We start from the raw sequence: 16571 nt of genomic DNA on the forward strand, positions 1-16571 counted from the left end.
CCGGGGCGGCGGACGGTCCAGGGCACTCGGAAACGGGGCCCGGGGGACTCGAAACGCAACCGAGGCTAAAATGGCGGTCGTCAAGTATAGCAAGCGGCCCGGTCCGCGCGCCTGCCTCGCGCCAACCGGGCCCTTTCTTTCGGAATCAATGTGACCAACACGCCGCGCTTCATCCCCGTCCTGCTGGCCGCGCTGCTCCTGTCGGCGCCGCTGCAAGCCGTGCACGCCCAGGCCATGCCGGGCGGCTCCCAGCAGCAATCGCAGAACGCCAATATGACCACCCTGGACACGCCGCCGCCCGAGGGCGGGTGGCAGGCCCTCGCCAATCTGCTGGACAAGGCCAAGCCGTCGACCGACACCCGTCTGACGCCGACGCCGTCCCAGATTACAGACCGTATCGAGCTGTTGCTCAACCAGGGCAAGAACGACGCCGCCCTGAAGATGATCGAGGACCGCATTGCCGCGACCGGCAACCGCGGCCCCAATGACGGCACCGACGTCCAGCTGGAGTTCCAGCACGCCCGCGCCCTGGCCGCGCTAGGCCGCATCGACGAGGCAATGGATGTTTACACTCAGATGACCCAGCGGTATCCGGAACTGCCGGAGCCCTGGAATAACATGGCGGTTCTGTACGTCGGACGCGGCGACATCGACCGCGCCCAGGAGGCGTTGCGCAACGCCCTGCTGGCGTGGCCCGACTACCCCGCCGCGAAAGCCAATATGGCGGACGTACAGCTGATGCTGGCGCGCCGTTCCTACTCCGAGGCGTCCAAACTGGGCGTGACGGGAACGCAGAGCAAGGCGCGCGCCGTCGACAACCTGCTGAATCAAAAGAAGCCTCAATGATTTTGCCTCACCCTTTTTTGCGCCTGCTGCGCCACGCGGCCTGCGGCCTGGCGATCGCCGCGCTGGCGCCGGCCGTGGCCGGCGCCCAGCCCTCCTCCAACCTCTCCGAATCAACTCCTTCTGAAGGTACGACATCCATGAGCTCGAATCCCCGCGTCAAAGTGCAAACCAACATGGGCGATTTCGTCATCACCCTGGACGCCGACAAGGCGCCCAAGACGGTGGCGAACTTCCTTGAGTACACCAAGGAAGGCTTCTACAACGGCACGATTTTCCATCGCGTCATCGACGGCTTCATGATCCAGGGCGGCGGCTTCGAAGCCGGCATGAAGCAGAAGCCCACCAAGGCCCCCATCGAGAACGAAGCCAACAACGGCCTGAAGAACGACAAGTACACCCTGGCCATGGCGCGCACCAATGACCCGCAGTCGGCCACGGCGCAGTTCTTCATCAATGTCGCCAACAACGATTTCCTGAACTTCACCGCCCCCACCGCCAATGGCTGGGGTTATGCCGTGTTCGGCAAGGTCACCGAAGGCACCGAAGTCATCGACAAGATCAAGGCCGTGAAGACCGGCAACAGCGGCTTCCACCAGAACGTGCCGACCGAGGACGTGGTGATCGAAAAGGCCGAAGTCCTTGAATAAGGTCGCCCTGCCGGGCAGCATCTGGATCGCCTCGGACATCCACCTGGGGCCGGCCACGCCGGCCACGGCGGATGCATTCCTGGGCTTCCTGGAAGCCGCGTCGCAAGACGCGTCGGCCCTGCTGCTGCCGGGCGATATCTTCGACGCCTGGATCGGCGACGATGTCATACGCCAGCCGCCGCCCTGGCTGGCCACGGCCCTGGAGGGCCTGCGGGCCACGGCGTCGGCCATCCCGCTGTGGCTGGGTCGCGGCAACCGGGACTTCCTGATGGGCCAGGAACTGGCGGCCGCCCTCGGCGCGCACCTGCTGCCGGAACCGGCGCTGCTGCGCACCGACTACGGCGATATCCTGCTGACGCATGGCGACGAGCTGTGCACCGACGACCAGGCCTACCAGCAGTTCCGCGCCATGGTGCGCAATCCGGCCTGGCAGGCCGATTTCCTCGGCCGCACCATTCCGGAACGGCTGTCGCTGGCGCAACAGGCGCGCGGGGAAAGCATGGCCGCCAACCAGGCCAAGACCGCCGACATCATGGACGTGAACAGCGATGCCGTGCAGGCGCTGTTTCGCCAGACCGGCGTGGCCACGCTGGTGCATGGGCACACGCATCGGCCGCAACGCCACGTGCTGCAGATCGACGGCCGCAAGCGCGAACGCTGGGTGCTGCCCGACTGGGACTGCGATCATGCCCAACCGCCCCGCGGGGGATGGCTGGTCATCGATGGCGACGGGCTGCAGTTCTTCGACCTGACCGAAGCCGAAGAGTAGGTTCGAAGACCAGGCACTTGCCAGGGAAAAAAGGCCGGCTGATTCATCCGCCGGCCTTTCCTTTTGGTCCTTGCAAGGGCACGCGCCGCACGGCGTTCAACGCAGGTACAGCACCAATCCCACCACGATGCCCAGCGCAATGCGGTACCAGGCGAACACGCGGTACGTATGGTTGGCGACGAAGCGCAGCACCGCCCGCACCACCACCAGGGCGCTGAGAAAAGCCGCGATGAAGCCCACAACGATGCCCGTGACATCGTGCTGGGTCAGAACGGCCATGTTCTTGTAGGAGTCGTAGACCGTCGCGCCCAGCATGGTCGGCATGGCCAGGAAGAAGGAGAACTCCGTGGCCGTCTTGCGCTGCATGCCGGCGATCATGCCGCCGATGATGGTCGCCCCGGACCGGGACACCCCCGGCACCATGGCCAGGCACTGCGCGCACCCTACTCCCAGTGCCTGCTTCCAGGTGATTTCCTCCAGGCGATGGGCGCTGGCATGCACCTCCGAGGCAGCGTCGAGGGCGGCCGAATGCGGCCCCGGCGTCCCGGACCGCGTGCGGCGCTCGACGTAAAGCATCACCAGCCCGCCCAGCACCAGCGTGGTCGCCACCACGCCCGGGTGGTAGAACAGCGACTTGATGGCGTGGATGAAGATCGCCCCTATCACCGCCGCCGGCAGGAAGGCCAGCAGCAGGTTGCGCGTGAACAGCATTTCGCTGCGCACGCCGGTCAACGTGCCGCGGATCAACTGCCACAACCGCGCGCGGAAAATCCACATGACGGCCAGGATGGACCCGAACTGGATCACGACCTCGAACACCTTGGCGGTGTTCGATTGGAAGCTGATCCAGTCGCCCACCAGGATCAGGTGCCCGGTACTGGACACCGGAATGAATTCGGTGAGCCCTTCGATGATGCCCAGGAAAATCGCTTTGACCAGATAGAGGGTGTTTTCAGTCACGGCAAGGAGTCGGTATCAGGATCAGGAATCGGCATTGTCGTCCGCCTGCGCCACGTCCAGCGACAGACGCTGGACACGGACCGAGGCAATGCGGCGGCCGTCGAGCGCCAGCACCTCGAACGTGAAACGCGCATGCGGCGACACGAACTCGCAGGTATCTCCCGGCTGCGGCAAGTGGCCGAAGCGAGACAGCAGATAACCCGCCAGCGTCGAGTATTCCTGGGCTTCGTCGACCAGGCCATCGGTCTCCAGTACCTGCTCCACATGGTGGAGGTCGGCCGCGCCGTCTATCTTCCAGTGGCCGTCCTCTCCCGGGACGATGTCGGGCATTTCATCCTCGTCGGGGAACTCGCCGGCGATGGCCTCGAAGACGTCGATGGGCGTGACCAGGCCCTCGATGGCGCCGAATTCGTCCGCCACCAGCACCAGCTGGCCGCGCGCGCGCTTGAGGATGTCCATCAGGCGCAGGATGCCGATCGATTCGTGCACGATGATGGGCTCGCGCAGGCGCTCCCGCCGCACGCGGCCTTCCGTGATCAGGTCGCCCACCAGGTCCTTGGCGCGCGCGATGCCCAGCACCTCGTCCAGCGTGCCGCGGCAAACCGGGAAGAAACTGTGCGGAGCGGCGGTGATCTGCGCGCGGATGGTGTCGGCGTCGTCATCGATGTCGATCCACGTCAGGTCGGTGCGCGGCGTCATGATGGAACGAATGGACCGCTCCGCCAGCGTCAGCACGCCGCTGACCATGTTGCGCTCCTCGACGCCGAAGGCCGGCGCCTGCTCGGCCTGGTCGGCGCCGCCGGCCTCGGCCTCTTCGTCGGCCGGCACGGGCGGACGCTTGCCCAGCATGCGCAGCACGCCCTCGGCCGTGCGTTCGCGCATGGGACGGCGAGCGTCCAGCTTGAGCAGGTTGCGGCGCGCCAGCTGGTTCAGGGCCTCGATCAGCACCGAGAAACCGATGGCCGCATACAGGTAGCCCTTCGGCACCTTGAAGCCGAAGCTCTCCGCAACCAGCGAAAAGCCGATCATCAGCAGGAAGCCCAGGCACAGCACCACCACGGTGGGGTGCGCGTTGACGAAGCGGGTCAGCGGCTTGGAGGCCAGCAGCATGATGCCGATGGCGATCGCCACCGCGATCATCATGATGGCCAGGTGATCGACCATGCCGACGGCGGTAATCACGGAGTCCAGCGAAAACACCGCGTCCAGGACCACGATCTGCGTCACGATGACCCAGAAGCTGGCATAGACGCGCGGACCGTGGCTGGCATGCTGCACCCCTTCCAGGCGCTCATGCAGTTCCATGGTCCCCTTGAACAGCAGGAAGAAGCCCCCCGCCATGAGGATGAGGTCGCGGCCGGACGGACTGAACGGCCCGATGGAAAACAAGGGCGTGGTGAGCGTCACCAGCCAGGACATGACCGACAACAGCACCAGGCGCATGAGCAGCGCCAGCGACAGACCCAATATGCGCGCGCGGTCGCGCTGCTTGGGCGGCAGCTTGTCGGCGAGGATAGCGATGAAGATGAGGTTGTCTATCCCGAGAACGATTTCGAGGATGACGAGGGTAAGCAGGCCGACCCAGGCAGCGGGGTCCAGCAGCCACTCCATGTGCAACTCCAGCAATTGAGGAACCGGTAATCGTACCCGAAAAGCCGGTCGGGGCCGGTCACATCGGCCATGCCCGCGCGGATGGGCAGAAGTATGAATGGTGCTTAGGCTTTGTGGCGGATGGCGCGCGATCCCTCGCGGGAGTGAAATATCCCTACAGACCCGATCGGCCCCCTGCCTCGTTCGCCGCGTTCCCCCTCTCCCCCCGGCCTACCCACAGCAGGCCCCGCGCGCGAACTAGGCAGGACCGACGGGTCTGACCATTTGTGGCACAGCCATGTGCTTCCAAGGGGTATCGCAAGGCCGGGCCCGCTGGACAGCCGAAACGGCTAAAACTCGCCAAGACGGCGATTTACCGGCCCGGCTCGGCCCGCCCCACCGGTCTCGCCCCTGCCGTCCGGGGGAGCGCGGGGTCGGATTCATCCCCGGTCCGGGTACCGATTCCAGCCCGGCCGGGGCTTTCCTGCTCCAGCAGCGGGATCAAGCCTGCGCGGCGCCGCCCTGCAAGGTGCCCAGCACCTGGGTAAAGATCTTGGGCGTGGCGGCGAGCACGTTGCCCGAATCCAGCCATCCCTGCTCGCCCGTGAAGTCCGCCACCAGGCCGCCGGCTTCCAGCACCAGCAGGCTGCCGGCCGCCAGGTCCCAGGCCTTCAGCCCGACGCCGCAGAAGCCGTCCAGGCGGCCGCAGGCCACATAGGCGAGGTCCAGCACGGTCGAACCCATGCGGCGCACGCCGATGACGTTCTCCGCCACCTGGCGGAACTTGCCGTTGCCCTGGTCGGGGCCGGCCGACCCCGCCCAATGCGCCCCCAGCAAGGCCTCGTGGTAGCGCGTGCGGCCCGAGACGCGCACGCGGCGGTCGTTCAGGAACGCGCCGCTGCCCCGGCTGGCGGTGAAAAGCTCGTTGCGCGAGGGATCGAAGATCACGGCCTGGGTCGGCACGCCCTTTTGCAGCAGGGCGATGGAAATCGCGTAGTTGGGGAAGCCGTGTATGAAGTTGGTGGTACCGTCCAGCGGATCGATCACCCACTGGAACTCGGCCTGGTCCGACCCCTGGTGCCCGAATTCCTCGCCCAGCACGGCATGGTCGGGATACGCCGCGCGCAAGGTCTCCACGATGGCGGTTTCCGAAGCCTGGTCGACTTCCGTGACATAATCCCGCGGCCCTTTCTTGGCTACGTTGAGTCTTTCCAGGTCGAGGCTGGCACGATTGATGATGGTGCCGGCACGCCGGGCCGCCTTGATGGCGATGTTGAGCATCGGGTGCATAGATTTCCGTATATTCGCACTAAACGCGCAAGCGGCCGCCGGGCCCGTCGATGGATCGCCATCGATACCGCGGCCTCGGACGGGCCTCTTACCTGCCCGCGACGCCCCTGGAATCGGGGCGCCGCGGACCGGAACCAGGCCGGCCGGCTTGCGCCAAACGTGGCATTTTAAATGACTCAGGCATTTTCACGCGTTCGTTTCGTCATGGTGCAGCCCAGCCACCCCGGCAATGTCGGTTCGGCGGCCCGCGCCATCAAGACGATGGGCTTTTCCGGCCTGTCCCTGGTCGAGCCCAAATTCAGCGATATGACAGCCCAGCCGGAGGCCGTGGCGCTGGCCAGCGGGGCGGGCGACGTACTGGCCGCGGCCAGCACCCATGACACCCTGGAAGCGGCGTTGGCCCCTGTTACGCTGGCCTTCGCCATGACGGCGCGGGTGCGCGATCTCGGCCCCCCGCCTTGCGACATCCGCCAGGCGGCCGAACTGGCGCGGGCGCACCTGGACGAGCACGCCCAGGGCGAGGTCGCCATCGTGCTCGGCACCGAGCGGGCCGGACTGACCAACGCCCATATCGCGGCCTGCCACCGGATCTGCCATATTCCCGCCAATCCGGAATACAGCTCGCTGAACGTGGCGCAGGCGCTGCAACTGGCGGCCTGGGAGCTGCGCTACGCCCTGCTGGCACATACCGGCGCGCCCCTGTTGCCGCCCACGCCCGCCGCCACGCCGGACCCGGGCGCCGCCCCGGCCTCCAGCGCCGCGGTGCAGGCCTTCCTGGCCCATTGGGAGGAAGCGCTGGTCGCCGTCCAGTTCCTCGACCCGCAACACCCCAAGAAGCTGTTGCCGCGCATGCGCCACCTGTTCAGCCGCAGCGCCTTGACGCGCGATGAGGTGGACATGTTGCGCGGCGTCTGCACGGCCATGCTGGCCACGGCGCGGAACAAGGCTGGAAACACAAAGGCGGAAAGCACGAAGGCCGACATCGAGGCTGGCGGCAAGGAATAAAAAAGGCGGCCATCACGGCCGCCTTTTTTCCTTGCGGATGCGAATGCACCGCGGCGATCAGTCCACCGTGGCGCCGGAGGCCTTGACCACCACCGCCCACTGGGCCACTTCCGACTTGATGAACTGGCCGAATTCGGCCGGCGTCGTCTTCGCCGCGACCGCGCCCAGCTGTTCATAGCTGCGCTTGACCTCGGGCTTGTCCAGCGCCTTCTCCATGATGCCGTTCAGCTTGTTCACCACGTCCGGCGGCGTATTGGCCGGCGCGATCAGGCCGAACCAGGACGAGACGTCGAAGTTGGGGAAACCCGATTCCGCCATGGTGGGCAGGTCCGGCGCGCTGGGCGAACGTTCCTTGGTGGTCACCGCCAGCGCGCGCAGCTTGCCGCTCTGCGCATGCGGCCAAGACGACGGCATGTTGTCGAACATGAACTGCACCTGGCCGCCGATCAGGTCGGTAATGGCCGGGCCGCTGCCCTTGTAGGGCACGTGCTGCACCTCGATGCCGGCCTGCTGCTTGAACAGCTCGCCCGCCATGTGGATGGAGGTGCCGCTGCCCGAGGACGCGAAATTCAGCTTGCCCGGGTGGGCCTTGGCATAGTCGACCAGTTCCTTGACCGACTTCACCGGCACCTGGGGATTCACCACCAGCACATTGGGCACCTTGGCGGCCAGCGCGATAGGCGTGAAGTCCTTGACCAGGTCGAACTTGATCTTGGGATACAGGGTCTGGTTGATGGCGCTGGTGACCGCCACGAAATACAGGGTATAGCCGTCGGCCGGGGCGCGCGCCACGTACTCGGCGCCGATATTGCTGCCGGCGCCCGGCTTGTTCTCGACCACGAAGGACTGGCCGGTGGCCTCGGTCAACTCCTTGGCCATGATGCGTGCGATCACGTCGGTCGTGCCGCCCGCCGAAAAACCCACGATGATACGTACCGGCTTGTCCGGATACGCGGCCTGGGCCGTCGTCGCGCCGAAGGTCATCACAGCGCATGCGCCGGCCACGGTCGCGACCGCCTTGCGCAAAAGGGCAAGCTTTTGGCTCATCTGCCTCTCTCCAAATTTGTCCAGATGGTGGACGTTTAAAATAATTGCTGCCTGATTGTCCGAGATCAGGCAACATACGGCAACAAGATGTCCATGGCTTGGACGCCAAATCCGGCAGCGTCGCCCCCCGCCGCGCCGGACGGGACACCCGAATCAACGAGACACCGCGCCTGCCGAAGCCCCGCGCGCGACTGTCGCGGACCGGCACCGGCGGATGCACTTCACCGCCTGGCGCCGTTGGCCACGGCAGCGCGGCCCCGGCCCTCTGGCGCCCCTGGATTCAATGGAAGAAAGTCGCTCCACCTCCACCGGCCCCCGCACGCTGCGGCGCGGGCTGCAAGTGCTGGCCGCCTTGCGCGACCACGGCAACGATGGACTCAGCGTGACCGACCTGGCGCGCCACACGCAGATCCAGCGCCCGACCATTTATCGCCTGCTGGCAGCCCTGCTGGAAGCGGGCCTGGCCCAGCCGGTGCCGGGCACCAAGAAATATCGTGCGATGCTGGCGCCGAACGCCGCCGTCAGCGAACCCGACCCACGTCTGCGCCAGACCCTGCCCATCCTGCGCCGTCTGGCCGAGCGCACCGGCGACGCGGTGTTCCTGGTGGTGCGCGAAGGCGACGAATCCGTCTCCCTGCATCGGGAAATCGGCGGTTATCCGGTGCAGATCCTGGCCACCTATGCCGGCAAGCGGCAGCCGCTGGGCGTCGGCTCCGGCGGCATGGCCTTGCTGGCCGCGCTGCCCGACGACGTCGCCCACGGCATCGTGGCGCGCAATGCCAGCCAACTGGACGAATACGGCGGCATGACCACCCACGAAATGCTGCGCCTGATCGATACCACCCGTGCGCGCGGCTACTCGGTGGTGGGCAACCACGCGGTGCGCGGCGCGCTGGGCGTGGGGTGCGCCCTGCTGGACGCTTCCGGCGCGCCGCTGCTGGCGATCAGCGTGACGGCCATCATCGACCGCATGCCCGCCCAGCGGCAGCGCGAAATCGCGGGCTGGATCAAGGCGGAACTGGCGCGCCTGAAAACGACCTAGTGACGGCAGGCAGCGTCAGGGTCAGGGAAGGCGCGGATCCCCGTCCTTGGCACTGTCCTTGGCATTGTCCTTGTCCGCGGCGCCGCCCGGCGCGGACACCACGCGCAGCGGCACCGGCGGCTGGAATCCATTCTGGTCCAGCAGCAGCCGCGCCTGGCGCAGGAGATCCCAGCGGTACTCCCAGTAGCGCGACGACTCCACCCACGATCGCACGTTCACGGTGACCACGTTGTCGAGGTATTCGAACACCCGGACCTCGGGCGCCGGATCCTTCAGCGCCAGCGGGTGTTCCTGGACCAGCTTGGTCAGCACAGCGATGGCCTGCTCCAGGTCGTCGCCATAGCGTATGCCCACCGGCAAATCGAAGCGGCGGGTGGGATTGCGGCTGAAGTTGGTGATGGTGGCGTTCCACACCGTGCTGTTCGGCAAGGTGATGTGTATCCCGTCCGGCTGCACCAGGCGGGTCAGGAACATGCCGACCTCTTCCACCGTGCCATTGCTGCCGGAACTGAGGGACACGAACTCGCCGGCACGCACCGGCCGCAAGAGCAGCAGCATGATGCCCGCGGCGATATTCTGCAGCGTCCCCTGCAAGGCCAGCCCGACAGCCAGGCCGGCCGCGCCCAGCACGGCGATGATGCTGGCGGTCTGCACCCCGAAGCGCGCCAGCACGGCGACCACGGTAAAGATGCGGATCGACCAGACCACGGTCGAATGGAAGATGGGGATGATGGTGGGATCGATGCGGCTGGAGCGCCCGGCGATGCGCCGGACCCATTTGCCCAGCAGGGCCGAACCCCACCAGCCGACGACCAGGATCAGCAGCGCGGTCAACAGGCTCAGGCCCAGGTCGAACAGCCGTGGAATCAGGGTGGCAATGTCGGCGGCGGCGAAATTCATGCGTCTGCGTTCCAGTAAAAAGGCCTCCCGCGGCGCGGCGGGCCCCATGAAATGCAGCGCACTTTAGCAGATGGGCAGGCGGCCGCGCCGCCAGCTGCGCGCGGGAACGCACGCGCGGCGTCCGGGGGCGGTCGGGGGTGGCAGGGGCGGCCTTGCAGGAAACGGAAGCGCCGTTCCCGTGGGCCGCTCCCCCGGGAAAACGAACGCCCCAGCTGGGACGGCGATCAGCCCGTGCGCACCGCGCTGCCGCGCAGCCGCAGCAGGTTTCCCAGGGCACGCAGCGGCGCCGGCGCCGGCGGCAGCGGTACGCCCGGGTGCAGCCAGTGATGCAGGACGCGCGTCACCAGCGGAATCAGCACATAGGACAGCACGGGCGTCATCAGGGAGCAGGTCAGCAGCACGCGCCAGAACACGGGCATGGCGGAAAGCGGCTCCTTGAAGACCAGGCTGAAGGTCAGCAAGGCCGGAAAGTACACCACCCAGATGCTGAAGGCCTGCTTCCAACGCGGCGGCGCGCTCTTCTGCGGGCCAAACCAGCTGTCCATGCCGGTGGCGCGGTGGACCTTGCTCGCGCGCACCAGCTGCGCGCCGCGCTCCAGCCACATCCGGCGCGGCAGCGACCGCTCGTAGCGGTCCAGGCTGGCGGCATCGTGGAAACGCAGCACGATCTGGTACTGGTCTCCGCCCTCCGGCGGCTGCAACACGCCCGAACCTAGAAAGCCGGGAAAGCCCGCGGCCAGGATCTCGCCCTGGCGCAGCCAGGCGAGGAAATCGCTATAGCGCTCCGGGGATATCTGGCGGGTGACCAGCATGGTCACGGGCGGATTGGCGGGGATGGACATGACGGCTCCTGCGACGACTGAATCCAGGGGATTACCCTGAACACACGTAAAGCAAAGGCCATGCCAACGCTGCGCCGCACAAGCCCTCCGAGGCAGAGATGGAAATTGGAAGGCGGACGGAATTTTTACTGCACCGCAGCATGCCCCGCCCTAGTGATTACCCTGGGTGCCCGCACCATCATGGTGCGCCCCGGTACACGTAGGCCGCGATCGTCATTGCCCGGCAACGCGCACGTCTCTAAACTGGTCCTTCGTCTTTCCACGGTGAGGAGCGCTTCATGAAATACGACATCGCGGTTCTGGTAGGCAGCCTGCGCAAGGGGTCTATCAATCTTCAACTGGCCCGGGCGCTCGAAAAGCTGATGCCGGACAATGTCACCTTCAAGTACGCCAGCCTGGCCGATATTCCGCTCTTCAACCAGGACGATGAAAACAATATGCCGGCCTCGGCCGCCGCGCTGAAGGCCTTGATCGCGGGCGCGCATGGCGCCTTGTTCGTCACGCCGGAACACAATCGCTCGGTGCCGGCCGCGTTGAAGAACGCCATCGACTGGGGCACCCGTCCATGGGGCCAGAACAACTGGAACAACAAGCCGGTGGGCATCGTGGGGGCCTCGCCCAGCGCCGCCGGCACGGCGCTCGCGCAGCAGCACTTGCGCAATATCCTGGCGGCGGAGGGCGCTCCCGCGCTGACCACGCCGGAGGTCTTCCTGCAGATGAAGGAAGGCTTGATCGATGCGCAGTTCAATATCACCAACGCCGACACCAAGGCCTTCCTGCAAGGATGGGTGGACCGCTACGTCGCGTGGGTCGCGAAGTTCGCGACCTGACCGCGCCGCCGCGCGCGCCGCGCCGCTCGGGCTGGCGCGCGCCTTACTTACCCTGCTCTCGGCCCTGCTCCTGCTACTCGCCGGGATCCTCGATCCGCATCCCCACTTTCAGACATACCTGCCAGTGCGCGATCTTGCCATTCTCGATGTGCCCGCGCACCGAGGTCACCTCGAACCACTCCACATTGCGCAGCGTCTGCGACGCGCGCTGGATGGCGCGTTGAATGGCATCGTCGCTGGACGTGGTCGACGAACCGACCAGTTCGACTTGTTTGTAAACGTGGTTGGCCATGAGTTTTCTCCTCTGTTCCGCGCAATGGCGGTCGCTGTGCCGACGCGAGCCGCCGGCATGCAGACGCCGCAAGCGGCGTGCACGACAGAGTAGTCCTACGCGGGCATGTCCGCCATAAACCTTCAGGCGCGGGATGACCCCTGCATCCTTGCACCCGTGCGCCCTTGCACGGCACAACGTTTGCTGGCTCCCACGCAACCGCGTCGAAGCATGGTGTCGACGGCGTGGCCATACGCGAACGGGCCGACGCACTGCCTGCGCATTGCCTACCCGCACTGCCTGCACCCTGCGCGGCCATCTTCCAGGAGGTATCCATCATGCCGGAGAAAAAAACCGTCGCTCGGGCCGCCCGCGACAAGAAGCAGGGCAAGTCCGCGTCCACCCAGGCCGGGGAGTTCGTCAAGGAGCAGATCCATCACGTGCGCGAAGGCAAGCATGGCGTGCGTTCGGCCAAGCAGGCCGTCGCCATCGGCCTGTCCGAAGCGCGCCGGTCGGGCGTGAAGGTCCCGACCAAATCGACCGCGTCCGCCGCCACCAAGAAGAAGGCGCACCAGGACGAGGCCCACGCCAAGGAGGCCAAGGCGGGTACGGCGCGCAAGTCCACGCGCCGCGCCACCGCGACCACCCGCGCCTTGAAGCGTGAAAGCAGCGCCGGCGCGTCCAAGCGCGCCCTGTCGTCCCAGTCCCGGTCGGCGGCATCCAAGCGCACCGCGTCGGACCGCTCCGCCGCTGCCCGCAAGGCAGCCGCCACCAAGGGCGCCGCCGGCCGTTCCGCCGCCGCCAAGAAAGCGGCGCGCACCCGGGCAGCCAACAAGAGCGCGCACGCGGCGAGCCACCGCTAGGCAGTCAGGCCACCGCCCGGCGGGCAGGCCGCTGCCGGGCGGTCGCTACTGAACGCTTGCGCGGATCGGGGAGGCGCCCCCCAAAAAAGTTCTCCAAAAAGGGGGCTCTCAAAAGGAGCTTCTCAAAAGGAGCTTCTCCAAAGGGGATCTCCAAAGAGGGTTCTCCAAGGGCCCTACCCCTGCTTTCCTTCAAGCCGCCTTCGGCTTGTTGTGCCCGCTGATCGCGGCACCCGCATCCGCCCGCAGGCGCACGCTGTCGACGATTGCCAGCAAGGCCAGCACCGCCGCGGCCGCCAGGGCCAGGCGGAACTCCCGCGGCCCCGGCGTGGCGCCCGCCATGCCCGTGGCCCATTCGGCGGCCCGCAGCGCGATCGCGCCGAACGCGATGCCCATCCCTGCGTTCAGCTGCTGGCAGGCGCTGAACAAGGTCGTCGCGCCGGTCATCGCATCGCGCGGCACGTCGGCGAAACCCAGCGTATTCAACGCGGTGAACTGCATCGACCGGCACATCCCGCAGAAGAACAGCAGCGCGCAGGTCAGCCAGAACGGCGTACCGGCGCCCAGCATCGCGCAACCGGCGAAGCCCAGCGCCACCAGCAGGCCATTGGCCACAAGCACCCGCCGGAAGCCGAACGTGCGCATCACCCAACCCGTGCCCGGCTTCATGGCCAGGTTGCCCGCGAACAGCGCGAGCATCAGGCTGCCGGCCTGCACCGGCGTCAGGCCAAAGCCCACCTGGAACATCAGCGGCAGCAAGAAAGGCGCGCTACCGATGGCGATGCGGAACAGCGACCCGCCATATACCGTCACCGCGAAGGTCGGATAGCGCAGCGCCGTCAGGTCCACCAGCGGATGCGCCGCCTTGCGCAGATGGCGCACCGACAGCGCCAAGGCCGCCACGGCCACCGCCAACAGCACCGCGACGGACGGCAGGCTGACGTTCAGCTCGCCGCACAAGTCCATCGCGTACATGAATACGCTGCACCCCACGCCGGTCAGGATAAAGCCCCAAAGATCAAAGGGACGGCGTCCGCCCGCCTCGCCATGCACCAGGCGCTGCGTCAGCAGCATCCCTGCCAGGCCCAGCGGGACGTTGAGGAAGAAAATCCAGTGCCAGCCCAGGTAAGTGGTGATCAACCCGCCTACCAGCGGCCCAACCACGGGCGCCGCCAACCCCGGCCAGGTAATGATGGCGATTGCCCGCACCAACTCGTTCTTGGGCGTCGCGCGCAAGACGGCCAGGCGCCCGACGGGCACCATCATGGCGCCGCCCAGCCCTTGCAGCACCCGCGCCGCCGTGAATTGCAACAGGCTCTGAGACAAGCCGCACAGGATGGACGCGAAGGTGAACAGGGCCAGCGCGCCGCCGAACACCTTGCGCGAACCGTAACGGTCCGCCACCCAGCCGCTGATGGGAATGAACACCGCCAGCGCCAGCAGGTACGCGCTCATGCCGATGGACATATCGGCCGGCCGCACGCCGAAGGTACGGGCCATCTCCGGCAGGGCCGTGGTGATGATGGTCGAGTCCAGCATCTCCATGAAGAACGCCCCGGCCACGAGCCAGGCCACGCCCTTGCCCTTGGAGGGATCGCCGGGGCCGGGGGCGTCTCCCGCCGGGTCGGAGGGGCCTTGTCGGGATGGTCCTTGCGGATGGGTCGCCTGCACTGCCATTGCTGCTGCCTCTTGGTATCTCGGATAAGTCGGACCGGCCTGACCAAGCCGGAACCAGCCCTGGGCGCCGGCCGCGCCGGCCCGCTTCCCACGAACCCGAGCGATTGTGGGGGGATAGTCGGTATCGATTGCAGGTAACGGTCGTGGGTAACGGTCGTAGGTAACGATCGTAGGCAACGATTGTAGGCAACCTAAGGCGCCCCAGCGGGAAACCCGCCTCAAAAGCCCAAAATGGCCGGCAACTGGGCCGCTGATCGACTGTGCCCGCCGCCGCGGGCGATGGCAACATGCCCATGACTCCGCAACCGGCCACCGAGCCCCTGCCAGCAGGCGAGGCGCTCAACAAGCCCGAAGACATCTTGCCATCGCCCCAGCCCCCCACCCCCGCCGAGCACCAGACCTCCCTGGACCCCGCCGACTGGTCAGCCCTGCGCGCCCAGGGCCACCGCATGCTCGACGACATGTTCGACTACCTGAGCACCCTGCGCGAGCGGCCCGTCTGGCAGCCCGCCCCGCCCGCCGTGCGAGCCGGCTTCGCCGCGCCGATGCCGCGCCGGCCGACCGAGCTGGCCGACGCCCACGCCCGGTTCATGGAAGAAATCCTGCCGTACGCGGTGGGCAATGCCCATCCAGGCTTCATGGGCTGGGTGCATGGCGGCGGCAGCGCCGTCGGCATGCTGGCCGAAACGCTGGCCGCCGGTTTGAATGCCAACCTGGGCGGCCGCAACCAGATCCCCATCGAGGTGGAGCGCCAGATCGCCCGCTGGATGGCCGAGCTGTTCGGCCTGCCCGCCGGCGCCGGCGGCCTGTTCGTCACCGGCACGTCCATGGCCAACCTGATCGGCGTGCTCGTTGCCCGCACGGCGGCGCTGGGCCGGGCGGTGCGCCAGGCCGGGGTGGCGGCGCAATCCGACCGCCTGGTGGCCTACACGTCCGTCTGCGCCCATGGCTGCATCGCGCAGGCCATGGACATCGCCGGGCTGGGCATCGAGAACCTGCGCAAGATCCCGGTGGACAGCCAGTTCCGCATGGACCCGGCCGCCTTGCAGGCCGCCATCGATGCGGACCGCCGCGCCGGCCTGCGCCCCTTCCTGATTGCCGGCACCGCCGGCACCGTCGATGTGGGGGCGGTGGACCCGCTGGCGACCCTGGCCGATATCGCCGCGCGCGAACAGCTCTGGTTCCACGTCGACGGGGCCTTCGGCGCCCTGGCCATGCTGGCCCCCTCCCTGGCTCCCCTGCTGGACGGCATCGAGCGGGCCGACTCCATCGCCTTCGACTTTCACAAGTGGGGCCAGGTGCCCTACGACGCCGGCTTCATCCTGGTCCGCGACAGCGCTGCCCAGCAGGCGGCCTTCGCGGCCAGCGCCGCCTACCTGAGCCGGGACGATCGCGGCCTGGCGGCGAATTCGCCCTGGCCCTGCGACCTCGGTCCGGACTTGTCGCGCGGTTTCCGTGCCTTGAAGACCTGGTTCACCCTGACGGTCTATGGCGCCGACCAGCTGGGCGCCGTCATCGCCCATACGTGCGCGGTGGCGCAAGGGCTGGCGCGCCGCATCCAGGCCGAGCCGCGCCTGGAGCTGCTGGCGCCGGTGGCCTTGAATATCGTGTGCTTCCGCTACCGCGCCGAAGACGCGGCGGCGGCGGACCGCCTGAACGCGGCCATCGTGCTGGAATTGCAGGAATCCGGCGTGGCCGCGCCGTCGACCACCCGCATCGGCGGCGCCCTGGCCATCCGGGCGGCGATCGTCAACCACCGCAGCACCCACGCGGATGCGGCCCGCCTGTTCGACGCGGTGCTGTCCATCGGCGGCCAATTGACGGGAGCAGCCCCGTCGGCACGGACGCATCATGGCGGCCGCGCCGATACCGTGGAGGCTGTCCATGGCGCCGAGCGCGCCGGCGCCGCCGGCAAGGATGACCCCGTCGCCGCTCCCGCCGCTGCCTTCCGTTCCGAGCCTCACGCCGTATCATGACCGCCGCAACGCCCCCCCT

16 protein-coding genes are annotated in these 16571 nt (G+C 67.4%); 8 read left to right on the forward strand and 8 right to left on the reverse strand.

The features are described 5' to 3' along the window. The first annotated feature begins 150 nt into the window (after positions 1-150). From C7R54_RS06405 to C7R54_RS06415, 3 genes are read left to right on the forward strand one after another with little or no spacing between them, the layout of a single operon-like run. A complete protein-coding gene (locus C7R54_RS06405) occupies positions 151-846 on the forward strand; it encodes a tetratricopeptide repeat protein (protein ID WP_129149277.1) in 696 nt (231 codons plus the stop codon). Further along, positions 843-1493, forward strand: coding sequence for a peptidylprolyl isomerase (locus tag C7R54_RS06410; RefSeq protein ID WP_240039386.1), 651 nt, complete (start codon positions 843-845; stop codon positions 1491-1493). The genes C7R54_RS06405 and C7R54_RS06410 overlap by 4 nt, the downstream gene beginning before the upstream one ends. Next, entirely contained in the window at positions 1486-2262 is a 777-nt protein-coding gene (locus C7R54_RS06415) for a UDP-2,3-diacylglucosamine diphosphatase (protein ID WP_129149278.1), read from the forward strand. The genes C7R54_RS06410 and C7R54_RS06415 overlap by 8 nt, the downstream gene beginning before the upstream one ends. A gap of 96 nt (positions 2263-2358) precedes the next feature. Here C7R54_RS06415 and C7R54_RS06420 read toward each other — a convergent pair whose 3' ends face one another. The 3 genes from C7R54_RS06420 to C7R54_RS06430 form a co-directional block, all read right to left on the reverse strand. Next, the gene (locus tag C7R54_RS06420) at positions 2359-3222 is read right to left on the reverse strand and encodes an undecaprenyl-diphosphate phosphatase (protein ID WP_129149279.1); all 864 of its coding nucleotides are present in this window, start codon (positions 3220-3222) and stop codon (positions 2359-2361) included. 21 nt (positions 3223-3243) lie between these two features. Further along, entirely contained in the window at positions 3244-4833 is a 1590-nt protein-coding gene (locus C7R54_RS06425; RefSeq protein ID WP_129149280.1) for a TerC family protein, read from the reverse strand. A gap of 480 nt (positions 4834-5313) precedes the next feature. Further along, positions 5314-6102 (reverse strand): inositol monophosphatase family protein, encoded by a 789-nt coding sequence (locus tag C7R54_RS06430; protein WP_129149281.1) that lies wholly within the window; start codon positions 6100-6102, stop codon positions 5314-5316. A 171-nt stretch (positions 6103-6273) separates the two neighbouring features. Between C7R54_RS06430 and C7R54_RS06435 the strand changes: the two genes are divergently transcribed. Next, positions 6274-7107, forward strand: coding sequence for an RNA methyltransferase (locus C7R54_RS06435; protein ID WP_129149282.1), 834 nt, complete (start codon positions 6274-6276; stop codon positions 7105-7107). A 57-nt stretch (positions 7108-7164) separates the two neighbouring features. Here C7R54_RS06435 and C7R54_RS06440 read toward each other — a convergent pair whose 3' ends face one another. Then, positions 7165-8154 carry a Bug family tripartite tricarboxylate transporter substrate binding protein gene (locus C7R54_RS06440; RefSeq protein WP_129149283.1) on the reverse strand — a complete coding sequence of 330 codons (990 nt, stop codon included), beginning with the start codon at positions 8152-8154 and terminating at the stop codon, positions 7165-7167. A gap of 283 nt (positions 8155-8437) precedes the next feature. Between C7R54_RS06440 and C7R54_RS06445 the strand changes: the two genes are divergently transcribed. Further along, entirely contained in the window at positions 8438-9196 is a 759-nt protein-coding gene (locus tag C7R54_RS06445) for an IclR family transcriptional regulator (RefSeq protein WP_129149284.1), read from the forward strand. A 21-nt stretch (positions 9197-9217) separates the two neighbouring features. On the opposite strand, the gene C7R54_RS06450 is transcribed toward C7R54_RS06445, so the two are convergent. Both C7R54_RS06450 and C7R54_RS06455 read right to left on the reverse strand, forming a co-directional pair. Further along, complete coding sequence (locus tag C7R54_RS06450) at positions 9218-10096, reverse strand: mechanosensitive ion channel family protein (RefSeq protein WP_129149285.1); 879 nt, start codon at positions 10094-10096, stop codon at positions 9218-9220. A gap of 224 nt (positions 10097-10320) precedes the next feature. Continuing rightward, positions 10321-10938, reverse strand: coding sequence for an antibiotic biosynthesis monooxygenase (locus C7R54_RS06455; protein ID WP_240039387.1), 618 nt, complete (start codon positions 10936-10938; stop codon positions 10321-10323). Positions 10939-11216: 278 nt separating this feature from the next. Here C7R54_RS06455 and C7R54_RS06460 point away from each other — a divergent pair, with 278 nt between their 5' ends. Next, positions 11217-11768, forward strand: coding sequence for an NADPH-dependent FMN reductase (locus C7R54_RS06460; protein WP_129149286.1), 552 nt, complete (start codon positions 11217-11219; stop codon positions 11766-11768). Positions 11769-11841: 73 nt separating this feature from the next. On the opposite strand, the gene C7R54_RS06465 is transcribed toward C7R54_RS06460, so the two are convergent. Then, a complete protein-coding gene (locus tag C7R54_RS06465; protein WP_129149287.1) occupies positions 11842-12060 on the reverse strand; it encodes a dodecin in 219 nt (72 codons plus the stop codon). Between the two features lie 317 nt (positions 12061-12377). Here C7R54_RS06465 and C7R54_RS06470 point away from each other — a divergent pair, with 317 nt between their 5' ends. Further along, positions 12378-12902 carry a DUF6496 domain-containing protein gene (locus tag C7R54_RS06470; protein ID WP_129149288.1) on the forward strand — a complete coding sequence of 175 codons (525 nt, stop codon included), beginning with the start codon at positions 12378-12380 and terminating at the stop codon, positions 12900-12902. A 189-nt stretch (positions 12903-13091) separates the two neighbouring features. On the opposite strand, the gene C7R54_RS06475 is transcribed toward C7R54_RS06470, so the two are convergent. Continuing rightward, positions 13092-14576 carry an MFS transporter gene (locus C7R54_RS06475; protein WP_129149289.1) on the reverse strand — a complete coding sequence of 495 codons (1485 nt, stop codon included), beginning with the start codon at positions 14574-14576 and terminating at the stop codon, positions 13092-13094. A 293-nt stretch (positions 14577-14869) separates the two neighbouring features. Between C7R54_RS06475 and C7R54_RS06480 the strand changes: the two genes are divergently transcribed. After that, positions 14870-16552: a pyridoxal phosphate-dependent decarboxylase family protein gene (locus C7R54_RS06480; protein WP_129149290.1), complete on the forward strand. Its 1683-nt coding sequence runs from the start codon at positions 14870-14872 to the stop codon at positions 16550-16552. Positions 16553-16571: the final 19 nt, after the last annotated feature.

This window comes from Achromobacter aloeverae, from assembly GCF_004121055.1.
Lineage (GTDB): Bacteria > Pseudomonadota > Gammaproteobacteria > Burkholderiales > Burkholderiaceae_B > Bordetella_C > Bordetella_C aloeverae.